At 55.3% G+C, this 23,161-nt stretch carries 22 protein-coding genes; all 22 read right to left on the bottom strand.

Annotated features, from left to right (window positions below):
* Positions 1-43: 43 nt before the first annotated feature.
* Positions 44-358, bottom strand: coding sequence for a ribosome-associated translation inhibitor RaiA (gene raiA / locus HZA73_08505; protein MBI5806071.1), 315 nt, complete (start codon positions 356-358; stop codon positions 44-46).
* On the bottom strand, positions 355-1,248 hold the full coding sequence (lipA, locus tag HZA73_08500; GenBank protein ID MBI5806070.1) for a lipoyl synthase: 894 nt from the start codon (positions 1,246-1,248) through the stop codon (positions 355-357). Before lipA ends, raiA begins: the two co-directional genes overlap by 4 nt.
* Positions 1,249-1,397: 149 nt before the next feature.
* Positions 1,398-2,828 (bottom strand): RNA polymerase factor sigma-54, encoded by a 1,431-nt coding sequence (rpoN, locus tag HZA73_08495; protein ID MBI5806069.1) that lies wholly within the window; start codon positions 2,826-2,828, stop codon positions 1,398-1,400.
* On the bottom strand, positions 2,825-3,892 hold the full coding sequence (locus tag HZA73_08490) for a hypothetical protein (GenBank protein MBI5806068.1): 1,068 nt from the start codon (positions 3,890-3,892) through the stop codon (positions 2,825-2,827). Before HZA73_08490 ends, rpoN begins: the two co-directional genes overlap by 4 nt.
* Positions 3,889-4,440, bottom strand: a complete 552-nt coding sequence (lptC, locus tag HZA73_08485; GenBank protein ID MBI5806067.1) for an LPS export ABC transporter periplasmic protein LptC — start codon at positions 4,438-4,440, stop codon at positions 3,889-3,891. The genes HZA73_08490 and lptC overlap by 4 nt, the downstream gene beginning before the upstream one ends.
* Positions 4,441-4,552: 112 nt before the next feature.
* Positions 4,553-5,437 carry a hypothetical protein gene (locus HZA73_08480; protein MBI5806066.1) on the bottom strand — a complete coding sequence of 295 codons (885 nt, stop codon included), beginning with the start codon at positions 5,435-5,437 and terminating at the stop codon, positions 4,553-4,555.
* A gap of 195 nt (positions 5,438-5,632) precedes the next feature.
* The gene (locus HZA73_08475; protein ID MBI5806065.1) at positions 5,633-6,319 is read right to left on the bottom strand and encodes a hypothetical protein; all 687 of its coding nucleotides are present in this window, start codon (positions 6,317-6,319) and stop codon (positions 5,633-5,635) included.
* 15 nt (positions 6,320-6,334) lie between these two features.
* Positions 6,335-6,667 carry a hypothetical protein gene (locus HZA73_08470; protein MBI5806064.1) on the bottom strand — a complete coding sequence of 111 codons (333 nt, stop codon included), beginning with the start codon at positions 6,665-6,667 and terminating at the stop codon, positions 6,335-6,337.
* Positions 6,667-7,005 carry a hypothetical protein gene (locus HZA73_08465; protein MBI5806063.1) on the bottom strand — a complete coding sequence of 113 codons (339 nt, stop codon included), beginning with the start codon at positions 7,003-7,005 and terminating at the stop codon, positions 6,667-6,669. Before HZA73_08465 ends, HZA73_08470 begins: the two co-directional genes overlap by 1 nt.
* Before the next feature lie 66 nt (positions 7,006-7,071).
* Positions 7,072-8,040: a KpsF/GutQ family sugar-phosphate isomerase gene (locus HZA73_08460; GenBank protein MBI5806062.1), complete on the bottom strand. Its 969-nt coding sequence runs from the start codon at positions 8,038-8,040 to the stop codon at positions 7,072-7,074.
* Between the two features lie 139 nt (positions 8,041-8,179).
* Positions 8,180-9,868: a mucoidy inhibitor MuiA family protein gene (locus HZA73_08455; GenBank protein MBI5806061.1), complete on the bottom strand. Its 1,689-nt coding sequence runs from the start codon at positions 9,866-9,868 to the stop codon at positions 8,180-8,182.
* A gap of 74 nt (positions 9,869-9,942) precedes the next feature.
* Positions 9,943-10,776, bottom strand: a complete 834-nt coding sequence (gene kdsA, locus HZA73_08450) for a 3-deoxy-8-phosphooctulonate synthase (protein MBI5806060.1) — start codon at positions 10,774-10,776, stop codon at positions 9,943-9,945.
* 175 nt (positions 10,777-10,951) lie between these two features.
* Complete coding sequence (locus HZA73_08445; protein ID MBI5806059.1) at positions 10,952-11,332, bottom strand: DUF559 domain-containing protein; 381 nt, start codon at positions 11,330-11,332, stop codon at positions 10,952-10,954.
* A gap of 40 nt (positions 11,333-11,372) precedes the next feature.
* Positions 11,373-11,753, bottom strand: coding sequence for a hypothetical protein (locus HZA73_08440; GenBank protein MBI5806058.1), 381 nt, complete (start codon positions 11,751-11,753; stop codon positions 11,373-11,375).
* 139 nt (positions 11,754-11,892) lie between these two features.
* The gene (locus HZA73_08435; protein MBI5806057.1) at positions 11,893-14,256 is read right to left on the bottom strand and encodes a hypothetical protein; all 2,364 of its coding nucleotides are present in this window, start codon (positions 14,254-14,256) and stop codon (positions 11,893-11,895) included.
* Between the two features lie 82 nt (positions 14,257-14,338).
* On the bottom strand, positions 14,339-15,403 hold the full coding sequence (gene gap, locus HZA73_08430) for a type I glyceraldehyde-3-phosphate dehydrogenase (GenBank protein MBI5806056.1): 1,065 nt from the start codon (positions 15,401-15,403) through the stop codon (positions 14,339-14,341).
* A 204-nt stretch (positions 15,404-15,607) separates the two neighbouring features.
* Positions 15,608-16,264, bottom strand: a complete 657-nt coding sequence (locus HZA73_08425; GenBank protein ID MBI5806055.1) for a cytidylate kinase-like family protein — start codon at positions 16,262-16,264, stop codon at positions 15,608-15,610.
* Between the two features lie 83 nt (positions 16,265-16,347).
* Entirely contained in the window at positions 16,348-17,271 is a 924-nt protein-coding gene (gene fba, locus HZA73_08420) for a class II fructose-1,6-bisphosphate aldolase (protein ID MBI5806054.1), read from the bottom strand.
* A 41-nt stretch (positions 17,272-17,312) separates the two neighbouring features.
* The gene (locus HZA73_08415; protein MBI5806053.1) at positions 17,313-18,629 is read right to left on the bottom strand and encodes a T9SS type A sorting domain-containing protein; all 1,317 of its coding nucleotides are present in this window, start codon (positions 18,627-18,629) and stop codon (positions 17,313-17,315) included.
* A 10-nt stretch (positions 18,630-18,639) separates the two neighbouring features.
* Positions 18,640-20,025, bottom strand: a complete 1,386-nt coding sequence (locus HZA73_08410) for a hypothetical protein (GenBank protein MBI5806052.1) — start codon at positions 20,023-20,025, stop codon at positions 18,640-18,642.
* Between the two features lie 82 nt (positions 20,026-20,107).
* Entirely contained in the window at positions 20,108-22,189 is a 2,082-nt protein-coding gene (locus tag HZA73_08405; GenBank protein MBI5806051.1) for a diphosphate--fructose-6-phosphate 1-phosphotransferase, read from the bottom strand.
* Between the two features lie 227 nt (positions 22,190-22,416).
* A complete protein-coding gene (locus HZA73_08400) occupies positions 22,417-23,154 on the bottom strand; it encodes a ComF family protein (protein ID MBI5806050.1) in 738 nt (245 codons plus the stop codon).
* Positions 23,155-23,161 lie beyond the last annotated feature (7 nt).

The raw sequence follows: 23,161 nt of genomic DNA, 5'->3' as shown, positions 1-23,161 counted from the left end.
TTACTGAATACTGATTACTGAATACTGGCTGCCCGGAAGGGCCCTACTGCCCTTTAAGCCCCCGGCCCTTGTGCTCCTTGCGCTCCTTAACTTTCTTGACCTGGGTCTCTATCTTCTTCACCGCCAAATCCAAAGCCTGGCGCATGTCCATACCCTGCTCCTTGGCAATCAGACGCTTGCCGGCCGGCAGATGGATGGTGACCTCGGCGGTCATCCTCTTTTTTTCTTCGGTCAGAATGGCCCGGGCCTCCAGTATCCTGGGGAAGAAATGCTCCAGATGCTCAAGACGGGACTGGACCTCTTTTTTCAGGCCTTCGGTCAGGCCTTCAAAATGACGGGCGGTGATGTTGATCTTCATGCCGGTGCCTCCTGTTTAATGTTGGTTATGGTCTGATAAGTTTGATATGCCAGATAGGAACTGCGCACGGCGGGCCCGGCCACGACCGCATCCAGCCCCAGTATTTGTTCGCCGTATGATTTGAGCATCTGATACTCGGATTCCTCCCAGAATCTTGCCACCGGAAGATGTTCCTGGGATGGGGCCAGGTACTGGCCCACGGTCAGAATCCGGCAGCCGGCTTGCTTAAGATCGGCCATCACCTGTTTGATCTCTGCCATTTCCTCGCCCAGCCCCACCATCAGGCCGGACTTTGCCACCAGCCCGGCCCGGGCAGCGTAGCTGATCAGGTCCAGCGACCGCCGGTAATCGGCCTGGGGGCGGGCTATGGGGTAGAGCCGGGGTACTGTCTCCAGGTTGTGGTTAAAGACCTCGGGCCGGATGGCCGCCGCCTGCCTCCAGGAATCTTCCCGGCCGTTGAAATCGGAGGTCAGGATCTCGGTCAGAACCCCGGGGTTCTCCCGGCGCAGGGCTTTGACGGTTTCGGCAAAATGCCCGGCCCCGCCGTCCTCCAGATCGTCCCGGGTGACCGAGGTGATCACCGCATATTTCAGCCCCAGTTTTTTCACCGCCTCGGCCAGCCTTTGGGGCTCCCCCTGGTCCAGTGGCATAGCGCCTCCCTTGCCCACCGCGCAAAAGCGGCAGCCCCGGGTGCAGCTCCCGCCCATGATCAGAAAGGTGGCGGTGCCAGAAGCAAAGCACTGGTTGCGGTTGGGGCAGCGGGCCTCGCGGCAGACCGTCTCCAGCCTGCATTCAGACAGCACCTGGTTGACCAGGGCCTGGGCGGGGTTCCGCACCAGGCTTTGCTTGAAGGCCCGGGGCAGTCTTTTTAAGTTTTGGTTATCCGGCATGATGTTGTTTAATCTTCTTGGAGCATTTATTTCCGCAAATTAACACAGATTTAACAATTTTTCATACAACATAATTTTAATTCGTTAAAAATAAATCTGCGAACATCTGCGTAATCTGCGGCTGGTAAAAGGAAACTTGACTTCTGAGGCTAAGGGTTCTTCCGGATGCTGGCCGGCTGGATGTTCCCCTCCTGGCGGTATTTGGCAATGGTCCTCCGGGCGATCTTCAGGCCCTGCTTGGCCAATGCGTCGGTGATGTCCTGGTCGGTCAACGGCGATCTGGGGTCTTCGTTCTTGATCATCTCCAGCACCTTGTCCTTGATGGCCTTGACCGAATCCTGGCCCTGGGTGGTGCTCATCCCTCCACCGAAAAAGTATCTTACCGCGAACATGCCGTGGGGGGTCAGGGCGTACTTGTTGTGGACCGCCCGGCTGACCGTGGATTCGTGCATTCCGATGTCATCGGCCACTTGTTTCATGGTCAAGGGCTTGAAGTGCCGGAGGCCGTGGTCCAAAAAGTCCCGCTGGCGGTCCACTATAGCCAGCATTATCTTTTGGACGGTGCGGCGGCGCTGTTCTATCATCCGGACTATGAACCGGGCGGCCTCCAGCCGCTTGACCACGTAGTCCCGCTCCTCGGGCCTGGCTGTCTTGGAACGCTGCAGGATCTTTTTGTAATCCGGGGTCACCCGCACCCGGGGCACCACCCGGTCATTGATGATGATCACATATTCGCCTTCGTGCTTTTCTATCAGGATGTCGGGGAAGATGTAACGGGTCTCATCGCTTCCCAGCCCGGCCCCGGGTTTGGGAGAAAGGGCCGAGATGATATCCCGGGCCTCCGCCACCTCCTCCTCTGTCACTTTCAGGGTCTTGGCTATGGCCGGATAACGGCGGCGCTCCATGTCGTCCAGGTGCTGGTCCACCATCTTCCAGGCCAAACTGTCCTTGTATCCCAGGTGATTCAGCTGGATAAGCAAACATTCCTTCAGGTTCCGGGCGGCCACGCCGGGCGGGTCGAAGTTCTGGACCAGTCCCAGCACCCTTTCCACCTCGTCAAGAGAATAGTGGAGAGCGGCGGCCACCTCGGCCGTCTCCATGGTCAGGTAACCGTCGTCGTTGAGGTTCCCGATCAGGTAATTTCCGATCTCCAGGTCCCGGGGATTGTCAAAGGAGATCCGAAGCTGGGACAGGATATAATCCTGAAAGCTCTGCTGGGTGACCACGTAGGGCTGGGAGTCCTCCTCGGATTTGTCCTTGTTGGCGGGATAGTATCCGCTGTCCAGGCCCTCCTGCAGATAGTTTTCCCAATCCAACTGGTCGGGACGGTCCGGCGTTTCCGGTTCTTCCTCATTGGATGTCTTCTGGAAGGAATCCAGCGAGTTCAGGCCTTCAGTTTCCTGGATCTCCTCCTGGGTCTCCTCAATCACCTCGTCCAGCAGGGGGTTGATCTCCAGCTCCTGGCGCACCAATTGCTGAAGCTCCAGCGTCGGCAGCTGCAGCAGTTTCAACAGCTGCAGCATCTCCGGCGCCAGCATCTGGCGCAGTTCCTGCCTCAGTCCCGGACCCATGGCGCTCATTTTACATCCTCCTTGGAGTGATATGCGCCTTTGGCTTTTTTGTTCATCAGTATCCTCTGGGTCTTCCCCTGGCTCATGAAGAATTCCATCTCCTGTCCCTGGGCCAGGTTCCGGCCGCTGCTGTTTTCCTTCTGCCTCCGGTGGTACTGGCACCACACCCGGCCCCAGGCATGGACGTAGGACATCTGGCCCTGGTCAAAGTCGGCCTTAAGGCTGTCGCAGGTGATGATGTCGGTGTCGGGGCTGGCTTCGTTGAACTGGCGGACCACGGCCGAGTCACGCACCCAGGCATGGCGCAGGGTGTCGCCCTTCAGGTCCAGCTCCATCAGCCGGCCGCTGATCAGGGCGTCCCGGCGCCAGACCGAGGGCTCCTGCTCCAGCATCATCCGCCCGGCGGTCTTGAAATAGGTCATCTTGCCGCAGGCGGCCCACAGGCTGTCCTGTGCGAACCTGACGCTGTCGGCGGCCACCGCCAGGCCGCTGGCCTGGAAGACCTCCATTTTGCCGGATGTGATCATGCTTTTCTTATCACGGTTCTTTTTGTCGTAGGATTCCATCCTGGCCCGGCCGCTGACGAACCCATAGCCCTGGTCATGCCAGTATTCGCCGTAATCGCCGTAAAGCTTGTTGTGCTGTGAGGAGTCAATCATCTCCACCTGCCCGTAGGCATAACTTTTGGCCTGGGGCCGGGAATATGCCAGGGAGTCGGCCGTCAGGTCCCAGCCGGCGTCGTTGAGGCGGGGCCGCCCAAAGACGCTGGCCCGGCCGGTGGGTTTCAGGTAGTCGGCCCGGCGTCCGGTGATCTTCACCGTCTTGTCGTAGATGGTGACCCTGCCCCAGACCGAGGCTTTTTCGGTAAGGGTGGAGATGCGGGCGGTGTCGCCCTTCAGTATCGTGGAGCCGTGGATGATCTCCACCTGGCCGTAAAGCCAGGTGATCTTGTCCTGGCCCAGTTGCTGGATCTTCATGTTGCCGGCCGAAAGCACGTAGGGCTGGGTGGTGTCGGCCAGCGGCTGGGGAGCCGCTCCCAGTCCGGCCAAAAGCAGCAGGACTGGGAAGATCACTGGATCCCCTCCAGCCCGGTCAGCAGTTCCTTCTTGCCCCGGACATTGCGCTTGAGCTCGATCTCCTTAAGGTCGGGGCTGGCGCTCATGCCCTCGCCTTCCAGCCAGTCTCCGTCCTTCTCCAGCCGGACCTTGGACTCGGTGGTAAAGCGCCGGTCCTGGTTGCTCCAGTCCAGATAATCGGTCAAAAGTTTCATCCCGTCCTTGGTGGTCAGCACCACGTTCCGGCGGGTCTCCATGTTGCGGCTGTCCGTGTTGATCTTGCCGGAATCGGCGGTCAGGTTGGCGCTGATGGAATCCCCGGCCTTGCGGTAAAAATCGATCTTCAGTTTGAACATCTCCACCAGATGCTGTTCGTTGAAGGTGTTGGCCTGGTCGGCCACCAGCACCCAAACCCTCAGGCCAGCCTGGGTCTCGGTCAGTTTGAAACCCTGGATGGTCTGGGACGGGGAAAAAGCAGGCTCCACCGCCGGCTGGGAAGCCTGTTCCTTCTTGCACCCGGTTAAAAGTACAAGGACAAGGGCAGTATATATGTATTTTTTTTTCATTTCTTTTTTAACCTTTGCCACAAAAAGGCACATAAATCGTTATAACGTTACTACGTAATAACGTTAAACGTGGTTGATTTGTGTTTTTGTGCTTTCTGTGGTTAATTTTTCTTCAAGCTTTTGGCTTCTCCAGCCAGCGCAGGTGCATCCACACCCACTGGGTTATGTCCTGCTTGATCAGATCTTCCAAGGCCGAGGTCTGCCGCTGCACGTCCTCTTTCAGCCGGGCTTCCTTGTCGGTTAATTGTGATTGAGGCAGCGGCGGCCTGACGTACAGATGATGTATCCCCTCTTTGTCGCGTTGGATGGCCATCGGGATCACAGCCGCGGCGGCCCGGGCCGCCAGGGCCGCCGCCCCGGTGGGCGTCTTGGCCAGATGGCCGAAGAACTCCGCGTTGACGCTGGAGACCCGGGTGTCCTGGTCTATCAATATCCCCAGGGCATGGCCGGAATGCAGGGCCCTAAGCGCCTCCTTGGCCCCGGTGTCCCGGTCTATCACCTTGATCCCCTGCCCGCTCCTCATTTTCAGCACTATGTCGTCCATCCGGGGGTCGTACATCCGCTTGCCGATGACGCTGATCTTGTAACCATGCCGGGAGAACCAGACCGGCATCAGTTCCCAGCAGCCGATATGCCCGGTGATGGCCACCAGCCCCCGGCCGGTCTTGTAGGCGGCGTCGAAATGCTCCAGACCGTGGACCTTTACCAGCCGGTCCAGTTCCTCCAGCGGAAGCCCGGATACTTTAACGGTGTCCACCGCATTCAGCGCCAGGTTCCGGTAGATCTCCAGGCCCAGGGCTTTGTGGTCTTTGTGTTCCGGAAAGATCAGCCTTAGGTTGAACAGCACCTTGCCTCGTTCCTTGGGCAAAAAATACCAGGCCGCAGGCGCCAAAGATCTGGCCAGCCACAGGCAAAAGGACCGGGGCAGGACCAAAAAGGTCTTTAATAAAAGTCTGACCAGCAGGTATTTGAACTGCCGGCGGATTGTTTTATTCACTTTAATAATTTACCACAATAAACCGTTCTTTGCAAGACTAAAAATGCCCCCCGCCTTTGGCGGGGGGCATTTTTGCGAATTGCGCCTTGTTGGTATTATGTTGATTTTACTTGGCTTATGAGCATTTGTTTTTGTTGTCAAGCATACTATGCAAAAAATATACCAAAATATTTACTTTATATGCATAAATTTGGGTTAATTATATTTTAAAATTAATAGTTTACTGCCTTCTCGATTTTTTGATCGATATTCAATTCTTATCATATTCTCCACTGTATCCATCTCTGTAATATATGGTACTCCAGATAATGGGTCCCCAGATGTTATAATAGTATCTATAATAGAACAATTAAACGTTTTTAATTCAAGCTTATTCACATAAAAAGTATCATATGTTTTCGCTTTTGTTGAAAAGAACAATAATAAGTCATCACTTTTATCAATTGGGTTTAAAGTACTTTTTCCTTTTTTTATGTTTTGCAGAAAACCACTTTGCTCATAAATGATTTTCAAGCTTTTCAGGTTAAGAATTTTTATTTTACTTGGGTATTTTTGACAATCTTCAAATATTAAATATTCTGTACAATAAAACATATAGATTGGTTTTTTACCATCATGAATATAACAATGCGTCAACTCAATACTGTCTACAAGGGCACCTGCTGAATCTATTAGTAAAAACAAGTGCGCTTGCATTTCTGTTTCATTTGGTCCCCCATATATTGTCTCTACTTTATATTGACTTGTTGTTTCAATTTTTTTCGTTTTATTAATCTTAGCACATTTGGTTTCGCTTATTATTATCTTTCCTCTGCCCTTGATAGGGTTACTTTCGTAACTAACAAGGACTATGATTGTGAATATTAATGGTAAGTAGTTCATATTTATTAATCCTTATTACTTATTCACCCGGGCCGCATAGTTAAAGGCATAAAAATACTTGTGCCACAATTCGTCAGAAGAAGAATACTGATTGCTGAAATAAAAATAATCCACCAGCACCTCGTAAAGCCGGGCCAGTTCCTTCAACCGGTTCACATTACGGGTATCGGTCTTGGTCAACTCCAATAGTTCCAAACCGCGATTGATGGCGGCCTTGCTGTATTCTGGATTATTCTTATTCTTCCACTTTATGGCCCGTTCCACCTCGCTGCCTATATTAGCCATCTGTTCCATGAAGCTTAGGGTGAACCACCTTCCGGCCGCCAGTTCTTTGTGCTGGTATTCCATTATTGCACCAAGCCTGAAACGATTTTTATTATTTTCCCCTGAGTTTCCTTGTCATCAACCCCGCGGCTGAGATTGTTATGGGTTGGCCTTAAGTTGATCATAGAATCGAACTCTATCCAATCAGGACCATCCACTTCGGGGAATATGTTTATGCCCCAAAGATTCCTTTGAACAGAGCCGTTTTGCAACAACACTCCCTCTTCGTCGGAATGAAGCTCGCCGCCAACGGCCATGATTCCTAGTTCCACATCGACCACTGCTTTGACCATGTTGCCGAACATTATTTTACCCATCTCCGTTAGTTCAGCTTTGGTAATTGCATTTTCAACTATTTTTATCATCTTTCCCCGAATTCCCCCCAATTATCTATTCCCAGTTATCAAGTCCCAATAATCTGTTCCCTGTTACAGCACTCCCGCCTGCATGATGTCATGCAGATGTATTATCCCCACCGGCTTTTTCTCCTTGTCGGCCACCAACAGCGAGGTCACCCTAAAATCCTCCATCATCTTGGCGGCCTTTACCGCCAGCTGGCCCTGGTCCACGGTCTTGGGGTTCCTGTTCATCACCTCGTCCACCTTAAGCGAGAAGATATCCTGGGACTTGGTCAGCAGTCTTTTCAGGTCGCCGTCGGTCAGGATGCCGATGATGCTTCCCTTCTCGTCCACCACCGAAGTCACGCCCCGTTTGGCGGTCATCTCCAGGATCACATCCTTCATGGTGGCGCTTTGCACGACTATGGGAACGTCCTTGCCGGACTGCATCAGGTCGGAGACTCGCAGCAGAAGTTTCTTGCCCAGCCCCCCGCCGGGATGAAAGCAGGCAAAGTCCTCGGGGGTGAAGTTTCGCTGATCCAATAAGGCCACGGCCAAAGCGTCGCCCATGGCCAGGGCGGCGGTGGTGCTGCTGGTGGGCACCAGGTCGTGGGGGCAGGCCTCTTCTTTTACCGAGACGTCCAGCACCACGTCGGACTGAGCGGCCAGGGCCGTGTCGGTCTTGCCCAAAAGCGCGATGATCTTGATCCCCACCCTTTTCAGCACGGTCAGCAGTTCGCACAGCTCATCAGTGCCGCCGCTCTTGCTGATGATCACTGCCACGTCCCCCTTGGAGACCAGTCCCAGGTCGCCGTGCAGGGCGTCGGTGGGATGCAGGAAGAAGGACGGCGTGCCGGTGGAGGTCAGAGTGGCCGCTATCTTCTGGCCGATCAGCCCCGACTTGCCAACCCCGGTGATGATGACCTTGCCCTTGGCCGCCAGCAGCAGTTCCACCGCCTGCGGGAACTCGGGGCCCATCCGGCCCGCCATCTCGCTTAGGGCCAGGGCCTCGGCTTTGACGGCCTTCCGGCCCAGTGCAATTAACTTTTTAGCGTTCATTTCTCTCACGTCATGTTGAATTTTTTATCACAAAGCGTGGCACTGAGCTTGTCGAAGTGACACAAAGACCCAACCTGCGATTTCCTATTTCCCATTTCCTATTTTATAAATATGGCTTGCCGTCTTGATGGTCAATAGTTTAAAGCCCCTGTATGCCGGTGTCCGAGGAATATTCTATGATGTACTCCAGTTCCAGCTCCTGCTTGCCCTGGGGCTCTATCTGGAACTTCCACTCGATCATCCCGTTGGCCTTTTCCTTGACCCCGAACTCGGACTCGGGGGAATCGAACTTGGGCGACACTAATTTCACCTTGATCTTGTCGTTCTTGGAGACCGGGTACTGCTCGTTGACGGTGATGATGTTCTTGTCCTTCTTCAGATTCTTCACCGTTATCTTGTAACCGTAGGTCCGCTTGATCTTCTTGGTTCCCTCGGTCAGGTCCTTCACCTTCTGCCGGGTTACTTTTAGACCTTCGTCTATGCCCAGCGAGACGTCGAATTTCTCCGAGGGGATGATGGAGTTGATGGACGAGGTGCCCACGAAATTGTTGCCGAAGAAAACGTTGATGTCCCCGGCAATGAAGGGATACTCGGTGGTGTTCTTGACCTTGCCCTTGAGATAGGCGTACTGCTTGAGCCGCGGGGCGGCCGAGTACTCGAACTCGGCGTCCAGGGTCTCGAAGGCAATGGGGATCTTGTGGGGCTCGCCGTCCGAGGGGATGTTGTTCTCGCCGGGGGTCACGAAGACGTAGGAGGTGCCGGAGAACTCGACTTCAGATGTCGTCACCGAAGCATTGATCACCCCCGACATCGCTGCTCCGTAGTCATCTTTGAACGCCTCCTGCTCCATTGCCGGAGCGGGAGCTTGGTTCATCTGCGCTCCGTAACTGACGTTCATCTGCGCCTTCTTGGCGGCGGCTCCCTTCTGGTAATACCGCTGGTAAACATCCACATACCAGGGCAAAAGCGCCGGCATGGAGCCCGAGACCGATGGCTGGGCGGTGGACAATGTGACCCTGACGTCCTTCCAATCTTCTCCGGTGTTCTGGTAGATCACTCCGTAATAAGTGAACTCCACCTTCTTGTCTTCCGGCGAAACCCTAATGTCGTACTGGGGATGCCAGGAAGCGCCCATCATCATATAACTCAGATTCAAGTTAAGAGTTCCTGGCTCCAGCACCCGAAAATTGATGGTGACATTCTTCTTGGTCAGATTGGCCGTACCGGCGATCTTGTTCAGCCTTTTCTGCAGGGCGTCCAGTTTTGCCTGCAGGGATTTTTTGCTCTTTTCTATCCCCCGCATCTCCTTGTTGATGGCCTCGTAGCGGGCATCGTAGAAAGTATAAAGGTTCATCCACTCGGCCACGCTGGGGGTCTTGGGTTTCTCGGCCTCGCGCCCGGCGCTGACCGCAGTGCTGGCGTTCTTGATCTTTTCCAGGTAATCGGCTTCTTTCTGCAACAAGGAAAACCTGTCGTCATAGACCTTAAGCTGTTCCTTAAGCTGGTCCACCGAATCCTCCAGCACTTTGTATTTCAGATTGGTGGTGGTGTCCAGAAAAACGGATTCAATTTTTACCGCGTTGATCTTGACCCCGGCCGTGCCCTGCCCCGAGGCCCGCACCGAGTTGTCGTCCAGCGCCGAAGGCAGGTCCAGCAGTTTCACCTGGTATTCGCCGGGTTGGTAGGTGTTCTTGTAACTGCGGATGACCTCCACCCGGTCGTTGTAGACCACGGCCTGGGTGATGGAAGCCTTGTGCTCGATGACCTGCAGGGCAAAGGCAGATGATACCGTAACCAATACGCAGAGAGTTATAAGAGCTTTTCTCATGGCGGTCTCCTTTATCTGGTTTTCTGGCTCCGTTTCCTTAGCCCAGTCCTTAAGGGCTGGGCTAAGGAATTGATCTAATCGGAATATTTTCTGGTAACTGCATCCAGTTCCATCAAGCTCTCCACCAGCTGCTCCAGCTTGGACAGCTCCAGCATGCTGGCCGCGTCGCACTTGGCCTCGCAGGGCCTGGGATGGGTCTCGATGAATATGGCGTCGCAGCCGCAGGCCACCCCGGCCCGGGCCAGGGGTTCTATGAACTCCGGACTGCCGCCCTTGGGATCGCTGGAGGGCTTGCCGTATTTGCGGATGGTGTGGGTCACGTCGAACACCACCGGATAGCCCAAAGAGCGCATAATGGGCAGGGCCTTGTAATCCACCACCAGGTTGTGGTAACCAAAACTGCTGCCGCGCTCGGTCAGCAGAATGTTGGTGTTCCCTGTCTCCTCTATTTTCTTGACAATGTGCCCCACGTCCTCCGGGGCCAGGAACTGGCCTTTCTTGACATTTACCACCTTTCCAGTTTTTGCGACCTTTAATGTCAGCTCGGTCTGCATGCAGAGATAGGCCGGGATCTGGATCACGTCCAGCACCTGGGCGGACGGGCCCACCTCCTCGGGATAGTGAACGTCGGAGAGCACCGGAACGTCGAACTGTTTCTTGACCTTTTCCAGCAGTTTCAATCCGGCCTCCAGCCCAGGGCCCTGGTAGCTTTTGGCCGAGGAACGGTTGTCTTTTTTGTAGGAGGACTTGAAGATCAGGCCTATCTTCAGCTTGTCTGCGATCTTTTTTATTGCCTCGGCCGTGGACAACACCACGGATTCGTCCTCCATCACGCAGGGCCCGGCGATCAGTGCCAGCGGCGCGCCCCCGCCGATCCTTACTTTACCGATGTTGAGCTGTTTGGTCATTAGAATTCCTATTTACGTATTTTGAACTCATCCCCTTGCACCCCTTCTCTTTTAAAGAGAAGGGGCCGGGGGTTGGGTTAGTTCTTTGCACAATAGCATCTCAATCTATCCGCCTGCCCCCCTTCTCTTATTTATTTTCCAAGAGAAGGGGTTGGGGGTTGAGTTCGGACCGGCTTCACAAAACAGAGCTAATGCATTTCATGACTTCTTCGATGTTTTCCAATACATCTTTGTTCTTTATTCTCACAACCTTTAATCCCAGGTCGTTAATTACTTCATCCCGCAGTCTATCCTTTTCCCTCTGCCTTTCGTGAATTCTGCCATCTAATTCAACCACCAGACGATTAGTATGGCAGTAATAATCCGCTATATAAAATGTCTCCTTGCCAAGAAGATCCGAGAACAAAGGATATTGCCGGTAAAACTTTAGCCCCTTAAATTGTTTGTTTCTTACTTTATTCCAAAATATTTCTTCGGCCTTGGTTTGCCTTTTGCGCAATTCACGGCAACGGGCTTTGGCCAGCGGCACCAGTTTTGTTTTGATGTTAAGGCTCATACATTACTTCCAGAACTCATCCCCTTGCTCCCCTTCTCTTTTAAAGAGAAGGGGCCGGGGGTTGAGTTCGTTTGAACTTGGTCCCTATCCACCACCCTCCGTACGCCCCCAGATACGCCGGAACAAACGAAAGCGCCGAGGAAAAGATGTTCTGCTTCGTCGCCGGGATCATCTCCAGCAGGGCCAGGGCCACATAGACCGCCAGGATCCAGAATCCCAGGGCCGCCGCCGCCTTGTTGGGGGCGATGACATTCAGCCAGCCCAGTATTGCCGAGAACACCAGCACCGCAGCCAGCATCGGCGCCATGTTCGGGCGGTACAGGTCTATGGCCACGGAGATAATTGCCATTCCCAGGGCCAGGTAGTAGATCCAATCTTTTTGAAAATGTGCTTTGATGTTCATGATGCTTTTTTCTGTCATCCTGAGAATGCCACCTTGCCCAACAAATTGAAGGATTCTTCGATTTGTACGGCGGGCAGCTCTGCTCAGAATGACATTATCGGTTAATAGTTACCATTTATTGACCCTCTCCTGCCAGGAGAGGGATTAAGGGAGAGGTCTACTTTACCAGTATGTACAACAGCGCCGCGCTCATCCCCAGAAACAACAGCGCCGTCAACAGCTTCACCCCGGCCACCGAGGACTGGGCCCATCCGGCGATCCGCTTGGATGACACACCCCAGAAGGCGATGACGAAGGTGATGATCATCGGCACTTCGAACATCAGGTTGTATAGCAGAAGATACCCGTAGGCCTGGTATCTGTGTGTGGCAATCTGGGAAACAAAGGCTATGGTGGGCAGGTAAACCTGGCCGGTGCAGGCGAATTCCAGGACGGATGTGACCAGCCCCACCATAAAGGCCCCGCCGATCAGGCTCCCGGCACCCATCTTTTCCCGGATGACCTTGTGGATCCGTTGTTTGGCGGCGGTGGAAAGCTGCAGGTCCATCCCGGAAAGGTCGCCCTTCCTGGCCTTGAAATAATCCTTCAGATTGTAGAAGGCCAGCACCAGCCCGGCGATGACAGCCAGCCAGTAAAATATCCTGCTGAAAAGCGGCAGGGCTTTCAATGTCATCAGAAACGACAGACTGCCCACACCGATCAGGAAGTAGACCAGGAAATCGGCAAAAGTATAGGCCAGGCCCACCGCCAGGATCTCCCAGCGTTTTCGGCCCACAAAGGCCAGGTAGGAGATGAAGAACACCAGCACCGCCAGGGAACAGGGGTTGATGCCATCCAGCAGGCCGGCCCCGGCCACGCCCCAAAGGCCAAAGGAAGCAAAGCGGCTGACCACCGATTGCTTGGCCTGGGGCAGATATTCCTTAGCCTCTATCCAGGGAACCCGGCCGCTGCCGGACTTGTATTTGACCAGCAACTCGAAAAGACTTTGGTCGTTGATCTCGTCACCTATTAAAAAATCCCGGCCCACAAAGGCCGAGGGGGCTATCATCCGCTTATTGTCCGGCAGGCCGTACATTATCCCCAGAGCTTCGACCAGAAGTTTGGACGAATCAGAGGCCACGTCTATCTTTTCCACCTTCAGATTCGGGTACTGCTCTTTCAGCGCCTTCAGCATGTACTCGGCCCGGCTGCACTTCTGGCACCGGGCATTGGACACGAAGGCCAGATATATACTATCAACAGCCTCCGTTTCAATCGTCTTTTCGGCCCGCTTGCCTTGCTTATCAAGCGTTGCCGGGTTATTGGATTTCGGCTTCTCTATCGCCTTGTTAGCCAGCGCTTCCTTGATCAGCCGTTCCAGATCCTTCTCTATCTCCTCCACCCCGCCCAGTATCCTGTTCCCTATCACTGCCGCCGGGATCTGGTTGTTCCGGTCGTTCAGCTGTTTCTCGTAATTCAGCAGGGCCTGGTATTCGGCCGGGTTGTCCACCTCGTGATAGACCATGGCCATTTGGCCCTGATGATCCTGTGATAGTTTTAAGAACAGGCCTTTCTTAAGCTGGGCGCAGTCCGGGCAGTCCCGGGCCACAAAGAGCTGCACCTGCAATCTGGTGTCGCCGGGAATGGGGTTGGCATTGACCGGCTTTGATTGCGGCCCGGCGCCCACCACGGAAACGATCTTTGGGTCGTCTGCCAGATCCGAGACGATGCCCTCCATCCGGGAACTTTGGTGCTTCCATTGGCCGCCCTGCTTTTGGAGCCAGGCATAGCTGAGGCTCTTGGCCGAGGCACCGGCCTCTATGATCGGCACCCCGGCCGAAAGGTCGGCCGTCTTCAGCTCGGTCTGGGTGTGGCCGCCCACGATCAGGGTCAATTGGGGGAATTTTCTGGCGATCTCGATCTCCTGTTCATACCCCAGGTGCGAGACCAGGATGAATATATCGGCCCGGCCCTTCAGGCTGTCCAATATTGATTGCAGGATGGCATCCGGGGCCTTGATCTCCAGCCCCTGCAGGCTGTCCTGGGGATAGTATCTGAAGGCATCGGGCGATATCAGTCCGATCAGGGCCGCCTTCATTTTCAGCGATCTCAGTTCAACGGTACTATAGGGCGCAGTTAAAAGACTTCCCTGGTAAAAAAGATTGGCCGCCACGAACGGCAGGTCGAATTCCTTTTGCAGTTTAAGGAAATTGTTGATACCCCGGGCAAATTCCTGGTCCCCAGGCGCCAGGGCGTCGTATTTCATGGCCCGGTAGGCCGCGAACATCAGGGAATCGCCCTTGTAATCGGAATCTATCCCCAGCAGGTCGCCGGAGTCCAGCAGCAGGAATTGGGGCTGGCCCTGGGCCAGCTTTTTGATCAGGGTGAAACGCCTGGCCAGCCCGCCCTTGGGTTCCTTGGGGCAGTGGCAGGGATAGAGATAGCCGTTGGTGGCGTTGGTCTGGACCACCAGCAGTTTCTGGGCATGTGCCAGGTTAAAGGCTATCGCAAAAAATAGAACTATTGTGAGGAGTTTTTTCATCAATTTTCTGACATTGAAAATCACCAGTAGGAAATGTTATTCATAGCCCAGCCCTTAAGGGCTGGGCTATGAACGTGACGGACTACATCTTCTCCGCCATCAGTTTGGTCAGCTCGGCTATCCGGTGCGAATAGCCCCATTCATTGTCGTACCAGCTGACTATCTTGAAGAACCGCTTTTCGCCCTTCAGGTTGTTCTCCAAAGTGGCCAGGGAATCGTAGATGGATGACCTCTGGTCGTGGATGAAATCGGTGGAGACCATCTCCTCGTTGGCGTATCCCAGGTAACCCTTAAGATAGGTCTCGGAGGCCTTCTTCAGCAGGGCGTCAATGGTTTCAATGGAGGTCTCCTTCTCGGAACGGAAGGTCAGGTCCACCACCGAGACATCGGCAGTCGGCACACGGAAGGACATCCCGGTCAGCTTGCCCTTGGTGGCCAGCAATACTTCGCCCACCGCCTTGGCCGCCCCGGTGGTGCTGGGTATGATGTTGATGGCCGCGGCCCGGCCGCCCCGCCAGTCCTTCTTGGACGGCCCGACCACCGTCTTCTGGGTGGCGGTGTAGGAATGGATGGTGGTCATCAGGCCGGTCTCGATGCCGATCCCCTCTTTGAGCAGCACATGGACCACCGGAGCCAGGCAGTTGGTGGTGCAGGAGGCGTTGGAGACGATGTGGTGCTTGGCCGGGTCGTACTCCTGCTGGTTGACGCCCAGCACTATGGTCTTGACCTCGCCCTTGCCGGGGGCGGTGATCAGCACTTTCTTCGCGCCGGCCGTCAGGTGGCCTGCCGCCTTGTCGGAATGGGTGAACAGACCGGTGGCCTCTATCACCAGCTCCACCCCCAAAGCCTTCCAGGGCAGCTGGGCGGGGTCCTTGGTGGCCATGATGCATTTGATCTTGTGGCCGTTGACCACCAGCACATCGTCCTCGGCCAAGGATGGCTCGCTCTTCTCGGTGCTCACCTGCCCGGGGAATTTTCCGTGGACCGAGTCGTATTTCAGCTGGTAGGCAAAATACCTGGCGTCGGTGGAAACGTCAACCACCGCCACAATGTCCAGGGGATTGCCCAGTATCTTCTGCTCCGCCATGGCGCTGATGACCAGGCGGCCGATCCGGCCGAACCCGTTGATTCCGATTTTTACACTCATGACAGGTCGCTCCTTTAGTTATATTTTATTATTTAGATTTGTTGTCAATCTAACTATTTCAGGAATACACACCAAAACCTTTTCTATCCAAAGATTTCACAGATTTACACAGATATTTCTAAATAGGGATATTATTATAAGCACAAAATGATTCGCTATGATCTGCGTTAATCTGCGGATAAAAGCTCCTAAGTAAGATAACTATTAAAGTTTGTTGTTTATCATTTGCCTAACCAGCGTGATGATGGTCTCGACCGGGACCAACTGGGTGTTGATAGTCAGATGATACAGCCCCGGGTCGTTCCAGTCCTTCTGGTAATAATCCCTGATGTAAGAGGCCCGGGATCTGTCGCGGGAGTGGATCTTCTCCCCGGCCTCCTTCTCACTGACCCCGGCCTTCTCCATCACCCGCTTGATCCGGTATTCCAGCGGGGCACACAGCCTGAGGTGAAGGCAGTCCGGCTTATCGGCCAGCAGCACCTGCCCGCCCCGCCCCACCAAGACCACGTTGCCCTTCTGGTAAAGCTCTTTGATCAAAGCCTGGGTCAGTGTCAGGTATTTTTGGGCGTTGAAGAATTCCTGGTCGGCCATCAGCCCGGCGGAACTGGTGACGGGGAAATCAAAACTGCCAGGACCGAACAAGGCCGGGTTGGCCAGGAATATCCCGCTCAAATATTTGTCGATGGAACTGTAATGCTCCTGGTCAAAGTTCTCCACCCGGTCGGTTCCCACCCGGGCCTGCTGGGCCACTTTGATGATCAGCGACTTGTCCACCACTTCGCAGCTTAAGCTCCGGGCCAGGGCCAGGGCGATCTCCTTGCCCCCGGCCCCATGCTGTTTGGAGATCGTGATCACAGCCATGATACACCTCCTTGTTCAATTTACCGTATGACTCATCTTTAGCCCAGTCCTTAAGGGCTGGGCTAAGGATTGATGCCAGTAGGTTAGGCCTTGCCCGCGCAGCCGAAAAGCTTCACCTTGCCCTTGACCACTTCTTTTACCGCGTCCCGGGCCGGGCCCAGGTACTTGCGGGGATCGAACTCACCCGGGCTCTCGGCGAAGACTTTTCTGATGGCTCCGGTCAGTGTTATGCGGAGGTCGGTGTCCACGTTGATCTTGCAGACCGCCATCTTGGCTGCCCGGGCCAAAAACTCCTCCGGCACGCCCCGGGTTCCCGGCAGCTGTCCGCCGTACTTGTTGCAGGTCTCCACCAAGTCCTTGGGGACCGAGGAGGCCCCGTGCAGCACGATGGGAAATCCCGGCAGCAGTTTCTGGATCTTTTCCAAACGTTCGAAATCCAGGGTCGGCTCGCCCTTGAACTTGTAGGCTCCGTGCGAGGTTCCGATGGAGATGGCCAGGGAATCGCATCCGGTCAGTTCCACGAACCGCTTGGCCTCGTCGGGGTCGGTGTAAACGGATTCCTTGGCGCCGGGCTCGTCCGAGGTCGAGGTCAGCTTGCCCAGCTCGGCCTCCACCGGCACGTTGCGGGCGTGGGCGTATTCCACCACCTGCTTGGTGATGTGGACATTCTCCTCGAAGCCGAAATGCGAGGCGTCGATCATCACCGAGGAAAAGCCGTCGTCCACGCAGGCCTTGCACAGCTCAAAGCTGTCGCCGTGGTCCAGGTGCAAAGCAATGGGCAAGTCGGGGTAGGTCTCCACCGCGGCTTTCACCAGGTGGGTCAGATACTCCCGCCGGGCGTACTTGCGTGCCCCGGAGGACACCTGCAGTATCAGCGGGGATCTTTCCTCGTGCCCGGCGTCGGCGATGGCCTGGAGCAGTTCCATGTTGTTGACGTTGAAGGCCCCGATGGCATAGCCCCCTTCATAGGCCTTGTTGAACATCTCGCGGGTTCCGACTAGCGGCATTGTGATCTCCTCTTAGTATTTATTGAACAGACCGGTATTGGTTATTTCATTAGCACCATTCTGCTGGTCTTGACGGCTCCGCCGCCGCGCAGCCGGCAGAAATAAACGCCGGCGGGATTGTCGTTGTATCCGAGTGTTACGGTATGCGTCCCCTGTTCCTGCCGTGAACTCACCAGAGTACGGACCCTCTGCCCCAGGCTGTTGTAGATTGCCAGCTCGACCTCGCCAGCCCGGGGAAGGATGTAACTGATGACGGTCTGTCCCCGGAACGGGTTGGGCTGAACCGACAACCGCAGTCCGGGGTCGTCATTAAGAACATTGATATTTGCCGTGACGCCCGACGGCGTTCCGTCCCAGCCAGCCAGCCGTGCCAGCATCCACCACATGGCCTTGGCCAGCCGGATGGAACCCCTCTGCCCGATGTGGTCCCCGTCCTCGGTGTAGGAGCCGTTGGTGTCCAGCATGTTGTCGGCGTGGATCTGGGGGTAGTTCCTGGGCGTACCGCTATCGTTCCAGGTGGCGATGTGCTGGCTGCTGTCGTTCCCCCAGCACAGAATGTCGGCATAGTCGAACAGCACCCGGGTGGAGTCCTGTTGCACGTAGTCCCTCAGATATTGATGCTTTATCTCGCGCTGGTAACCGTTCTCATTGTTGTCGTTGCCGTCTACCGGCCCGGTGGTGTAGAATACCGTGGTGGGCCAGCCGTTGACATGACAGGAATCGATGTAAAGCTGTGTCGCCGCCAGGTATGTGTCCATGCAGATGCTGTTTCCGGTGAGAGCTGAATCGCCGGCATCAAGCCCCCAACGCAGGCTGCCTTGCGGCCCGCCCTCGGATGAACCCGCCCAGCGCACCTGATAAACTGGATCCTCCGTGCCGCCCGGCGCGTTTATCCATGTCATGTCCCAGCACCAGCCGAATCCCGTGGCGTGCAAGGGCCTGCCGTTGGTGTTGCAGTAGCGGATACCGGCCGCAGTGCGGGCGACCGCGGTCTGGCTGGTGTACCAGTCCTCCTCGCCGTAGCCGTAGCGCCATCCGCTGGATGATCCCAGGTCCCCCCAGCTGGCCCGGCTGAACCGCAGTTCCCCGGCGGGCAGGCTGTCCGGGGTGCCGCTCTCCCGGATGTTGACCGCGTAGCGCGGCTCGGCGGCCTCCAGCAGGGCCAGCCCGATGCGGTAGCCGGACGAGTGCGACTCGCCGGGCACGGTCACCCACCAGGTCTTGACGCTGTCGATGTACTGCTGGGGAATGCCGGCATAGGCGGCGACGGCGTTATGGTCGGCTATGATCTGCTGGGCGGCGGCGGCGCCGGCCAGCGCCAGCAGTAAAAGCGCCGGGATTATGACCTTTTTGACCATGGAATCCTCCTTACTCTAACTTTATTCCGATATCATCCCTATCTTCATTATCCGTGCTCCTGGTTATGCCCTCCGAAAGTACAAAGTTTTTCCCTTCGTCATTCTTCAAATTAAGGCCTACGCTGTAAAGCAAAACTGACTTGTCTTGATTGATAACATACCTTAGTGGAAGGCCGTTGGCAATGTCGTTGTACTCTGGGCTGTCTTTGACCGCTTGGTACAGATCGGCTGGATATTTGCCATTTTTCAGACTGTATTCCCTTAATATCAAAGCATCCTTTAACACCCTGAGACCCATCCTCAGTTCAAATTCACGTGAAAAGAAAATAGTATGGTTAGGCATGGCTATGGATAAAAATACATCACCCTTGGCTTTTTTACTGATGCCCTCCTGATTCCGCTTAAGGAGCGGCTCCAGGGTTGACCATAGTCCACTCCGGGACCTGCTCGTTTCATCAGCCACCTGCTGCAGTATGCCGGAAAAGTTCATCAGGTTGCGTTTGACTGAAAAATATTGCTTCCAGCAAAGCATTGCGTAACCTGCCCGGCGCACGATCCTTACTATAGGATTTGCGTTCACTTTACCATCGGCACCGCCTTCTATGAAGGCCACTGCATCCTGTCCGTCTGCTGCAAAATAAATGCTAATAGCTTCCATGTCAATGGTCGGATGGATAGGCGGCCATGACTTTTCCGTATTCTCCAGCGTTTCTTGCATAAGTAGCAATGATTTTGAATCAAACCGACCAATGTCTCCGGCGATCATCCTATTGGCATGCCTGCCTGCTACTATTCCCACCATTCTGCTTATTGTCAGCATACTGCCCCCCGAAAAGTCCATGGCCGTCTTAAGGGCTTTGGAATAAGTGAGCGCCCCCTGCCGAGTCTGGCCCGAAGCCACTTCAAGTCTGCCCTTGAGCAGTGCCAATTTAAGCATTTTCTGAAGGGCTATGTAATTTGGAATGGGAGCGTTGTAGCCCTTTTCGTATTCCACGTTGGTGCGGCAATAGCGGCTGCAGGCCCCGGAATCCCAGAGGGTAATTTCCCTTTTGTATTTTGATAAAAGCCGGTTTGCTTCCTTGATGTCCAAGGTTTTGAAGACCAGGCTGTCCAATTTCCGGTTGTCCAGGCTGTCCAGCGATCCGGATGCATTAAGATAATAATCCCAGGCGTTGGCCTTGATGACCGCAAAATCATAACCACTCTGGAACTCGGCAGTCTTGGCTTTTTGGACCCTTTCCAAAGCTCGCTGGCGCCCGGCCTCCCATTTTGCTGTAGCTGTCAGATCCCCGACCCATCCTATCAGGAAAGCCAGCACCACCAGGCAGATAGGGATCAGGCACATCCACCCGATCACTTTAAGGGTCCGGCCCCGCCATTTTGGTAATTTGGCCATAACCTTCTCCTTTGGACCGAACTCATCCCCCGTCCCCTTCTCTTAACAAGAGAAGGGGTGTAGGGGTTGAGTTGGGTTTAACCTAGTTCCCCTTCTCCTTCAGCTCCGCCAGCCTGGCCTGGCTCAGCGCTGACAGCTGCTGCTCCAGCTCCTTGTGCTCGGCCAGAAATTCCTTGAAATCATAATTGTTGATGAATATCAGATCCCCCTCGGTCTTGGCCGCCACCGTGGCGGTGCGGGGCACGTCGGCCAGCAGGGCGATCTCCCCGAAGGGGTCGCCTTTCTTAAGCGTGGCCACAATTGACGAATCATCTCCGCCCAGCACTTCCAGCTCGCCCTCCATCACCACGTAAAAACACTGCCCGATCTCGCCCCGGCGGATCACCACCTGCCCGGGCCTCACCTCCAGATGCTGGACCATTCCCAGCAGCCGGGTCAGCGAATCCGGGGACAGCCGGCTGAAGAAATCGCTGGTCTTTAAGGCGCCCACCGTGGACAGGGCGTCCAGGATGTCCTGTCCCTGCTCCAGCACCAGGGTCAAAGTGGTCCGGTCGCAGACCTCCTCCGGGCCGAAATACTGGATCGGTCCGGGGTACAGATAGTCGGTTGACATCATCCATTTGTCGCGCTGCTGGGCGAAGACCTTGAACGGCTTGCCCTCCAGCTCCACCAGAGCCTTTTTGATCACCGGCACATCCCTGCCCTGGCGCCGCTCCACCGTCATCATTCCGGCCAGGGGTTGGCCGCCCGGAACCCATTCGGAGGAAGGTTTCATCAGGTTCCTGACCGTGGCGATGTATCCGGTCTTCTCCGCGGCCAGCAGCGCCCCGGCGGTGTAGCCCAGGCTGTAGGCATAGTCGGCGTCAAAGTTGGACGGCGCGGCGCAGCGGCCCTCGTAGCCGAAGAAATGGTTCTGGGCCGCGTATCTGCCGTTGTACTTCTCTTCGGCCTTCCATTCCCTTAACAGGTCGCCCACCATGTCTATCAGCAGTTTCTCGGTCTCGATCTTGGAGACCTGGACGTTGCCGTGGGGATCCCGGTCCACCAACAGCTCCCACTGCAGTTCATCCGGCAGCTGGCCGTAGGCCTGGGCCGAAGCCGGCGACAGCTTGCTGTTCAGGAACTGCTGTTTGTCCTTGGTGCTGGGCAGGGAATTGAAGTAGTCTTGATGCCCCGAAAGTATCTCGTTAAGCTCGGTGATCAGAATTTTGATCTCGGGGATGAATTCGATCAGCCCTTCCGGCACCACCACCACCCCGAAATTCATCTTCTCTTCGGACCGGGCCTTGATCAGGCTGGCGATCTGCTCCACTATCTGCTTCAGGCTGTAGGCTTTGGCCGCCACTTCCTCGGAGATGATGGTCAGGTTGGGATGGCACTGCAGGGCGCATTCCAGCGCGATGTGCGAGGCCGAGCGGCCCATCACCCGCACGAAGTGCCAGTACTTTTGGGCCGAGTTGCAGTCCCGCAGGATGTTCCCCAGCAGTTCGGTGTAGACCTTGGTGGCGGTGTCGAAGCCGAAGGATATCTCTATCTGTTCGTTCTTCAGGTCGCCGTCTATGGTCTTGGGACAGCCGGCCACGCTGATCTCGGCCTCGTTCTGCAGAAAATATTCGGCCAGCATGCAAGCGTTGGTGTTGGAGTCGTCGCCGCCCACTATCACCAGCCCGGTGATCCCCAGTTCCCTGCAGTTTTGGGCCACCTTTACGAACTGCTCCTCCTTGTCCAGCTTGGTGCGCCCGGTGAGGATCAGATCAAAGCCCCCGGTGTTGCGGTATTCGTCGATCAGATCGGAGGTCAGCAGCTGGTATTTGTTGTCCACCAGGCCGCTGCTGCCGCCCAGGAATCCGTAAAGCCGGCTTTGGGGGTTGATGGCGGTCAAACAATCGAACAGCCCGGCCAGCACATTATGCCCGCCCGGGGCCTGGCCCCCGGAGAAGATCACCCCCACGTTCAGGGGCTTGTATTGGCGCTTTTGGTCCGGCTCGAACACCACAGCCTTGAAGGCTGATGTTTTGGGAAAAGCGCCGTCAATGATCTCGTGTTTGGGCCCCGGCTCGCCTGTTTCAACAGCCCTTAACCGGGGGCCGTTCTTGATGAAGATTGATGGCAGTTTGGGCCGGTAACCGGCCCGGTGTTTCTGCAGAACGGAGATATCAGACATGTATTCTCCTAAGTGTTTTCATGGAATTAATGACGATTTTAACAGCCTTTTAGTTTAACACTACCAAGGGCTTATGTCAATAAAAATCGGCAGTGAATTTATATGACTCCCCGGGAAATTATAATCCGCAGATTTTCACAGATTATCACAGATTTTCTCATGTTGAAACAAACAATTAGGCGGAAAGTAATTGTTATAATCTGCGTTAATCTGTGGATAAAAGGCTCTTAATCTAACGGAGCGGCCGCCGCGGTCAGGGCCAGTACTTTGGAGGCCCCGGCCTCCAGCAGTTTTCCGGCGCAGGAGCCGATGGTGGCCCCGGTGGTCAGCACATCGTCTATCAGGATCACGCTCTTGCCTTTGACCAGTTCCGGTTTTTTTACGGTGAAAATGTCCTTCACGTTCTCCAGCCGCTGCTGCTTGTTCAGTTTGGTCTGGGTCTGGGTGTGTCTGGCCCGGGAGACGATGTTTTCGGGACAGGGCTTGTTTAAAAGTTTTCCCAGAACCTGGGCCAGAAGCTGTGCCTGGTTGTAGCCCCGCTCCCGTTTCCGGGCCGGGTGCAGCGGCACCGCCAGGATCAGATCGGCGGCCTGGTACTGCCCGACTCCGGCCAGGGACTGCTCCAGGTAAAGAGACAGCCTTTTGACCACCGAGCGCCTGTCCGAGTATTTCAGCAGGTGGATGGCATCAGAGAGCGGCTGTTTGAACGGCCCGATGGCCCTGACATCGGCGCAGGCCCAGTCCGGAATCCGGCATTTGGGACAAAGCAGCGGCATGGCTGGCCAGGACTGCTCTGGCAATATAGACCCGCAGCGCTGGCAGCTTTGGGCTTCCCATCTTTCCAGGGTACCCCAGCAGGCCTCGCAGATCAGGCCGCCCTTCGGCTCCAGAATCTTTTTATGGCAGGAGGCGCAGAACGGCGGAAAGATAAAATTCAGCAGGCTGTGTAGGAGTGTTTTAAGCATATGGCAA

This window comes from candidate division TA06 bacterium (assembly GCA_016235665.1).
Classification (GTDB): Bacteria; Edwardsbacteria; AC1; order AC1; family EtOH8; genus UBA5202.
Note: the sequence above shows the minus strand (reverse complement) of the source record. Positions and strands in the feature narration are given on the sequence as shown.

Excerpts from the sequence above, each read along its gene's own strand:
- raiA (MBI5806071.1), bottom strand. The coding sequence starts at position 358 with ATGAAGATCAACATCACCGCCCGTCATTTTGAAGGCCTGACCGAAGGC.
- lipA (MBI5806070.1), bottom strand. The coding sequence starts at position 1,248 with ATGCCGGATAACCAAAACTTAAAAAGACTGCCCCGGGCCTTCAAGCAA.
- rpoN (MBI5806069.1), bottom strand. The coding sequence starts at position 2,828 with ATGAGCGCCATGGGTCCGGGACTGAGGCAGGAACTGCGCCAGATGCTG.
- lptC (MBI5806067.1), bottom strand. The coding sequence starts at position 4,440 with ATGAAAAAAAAATACATATATACTGCCCTTGTCCTTGTACTTTTAACC.
- HZA73_08475 (MBI5806065.1), bottom strand. The coding sequence starts at position 6,319 with ATGAACTACTTACCATTAATATTCACAATCATAGTCCTTGTTAGTTAC.
- HZA73_08470 (MBI5806064.1), bottom strand. The coding sequence starts at position 6,667 with ATGGAATACCAGCACAAAGAACTGGCGGCCGGAAGGTGGTTCACCCTA.
- HZA73_08460 (MBI5806062.1), bottom strand. The coding sequence starts at position 8,040 with ATGAACGCTAAAAAGTTAATTGCACTGGGCCGGAAGGCCGTCAAAGCC.
- HZA73_08455 (MBI5806061.1), bottom strand. The coding sequence starts at position 9,868 with ATGAGAAAAGCTCTTATAACTCTCTGCGTATTGGTTACGGTATCATCT.
- kdsA (MBI5806060.1), bottom strand. The coding sequence starts at position 10,776 with ATGACCAAACAGCTCAACATCGGTAAAGTAAGGATCGGCGGGGGCGCG.
- HZA73_08445 (MBI5806059.1), bottom strand. The coding sequence starts at position 11,332 with ATGAGCCTTAACATCAAAACAAAACTGGTGCCGCTGGCCAAAGCCCGT.
- HZA73_08440 (MBI5806058.1), bottom strand. The coding sequence starts at position 11,753 with ATGACAGAAAAAAGCATCATGAACATCAAAGCACATTTTCAAAAAGAT.
- HZA73_08435 (MBI5806057.1), bottom strand. The coding sequence starts at position 14,256 with ATGAAAAAACTCCTCACAATAGTTCTATTTTTTGCGATAGCCTTTAAC.
- gap (MBI5806056.1), bottom strand. The coding sequence starts at position 15,403 with ATGAGTGTAAAAATCGGAATCAACGGGTTCGGCCGGATCGGCCGCCTG.
- HZA73_08425 (MBI5806055.1), bottom strand. The coding sequence starts at position 16,264 with ATGGCTGTGATCACGATCTCCAAACAGCATGGGGCCGGGGGCAAGGAG.
- fba (MBI5806054.1), bottom strand. The coding sequence starts at position 17,271 with ATGCCGCTAGTCGGAACCCGCGAGATGTTCAACAAGGCCTATGAAGGG.
- HZA73_08415 (MBI5806053.1), bottom strand. The coding sequence starts at position 18,629 with ATGGTCAAAAAGGTCATAATCCCGGCGCTTTTACTGCTGGCGCTGGCC.
- HZA73_08410 (MBI5806052.1), bottom strand. The coding sequence starts at position 20,025 with ATGGCCAAATTACCAAAATGGCGGGGCCGGACCCTTAAAGTGATCGGG.
- HZA73_08405 (MBI5806051.1), bottom strand. The coding sequence starts at position 22,189 with ATGTCTGATATCTCCGTTCTGCAGAAACACCGGGCCGGTTACCGGCCC.
- HZA73_08400 (MBI5806050.1), bottom strand. The coding sequence starts at position 23,154 with ATGCTTAAAACACTCCTACACAGCCTGCTGAATTTTATCTTTCCGCCG.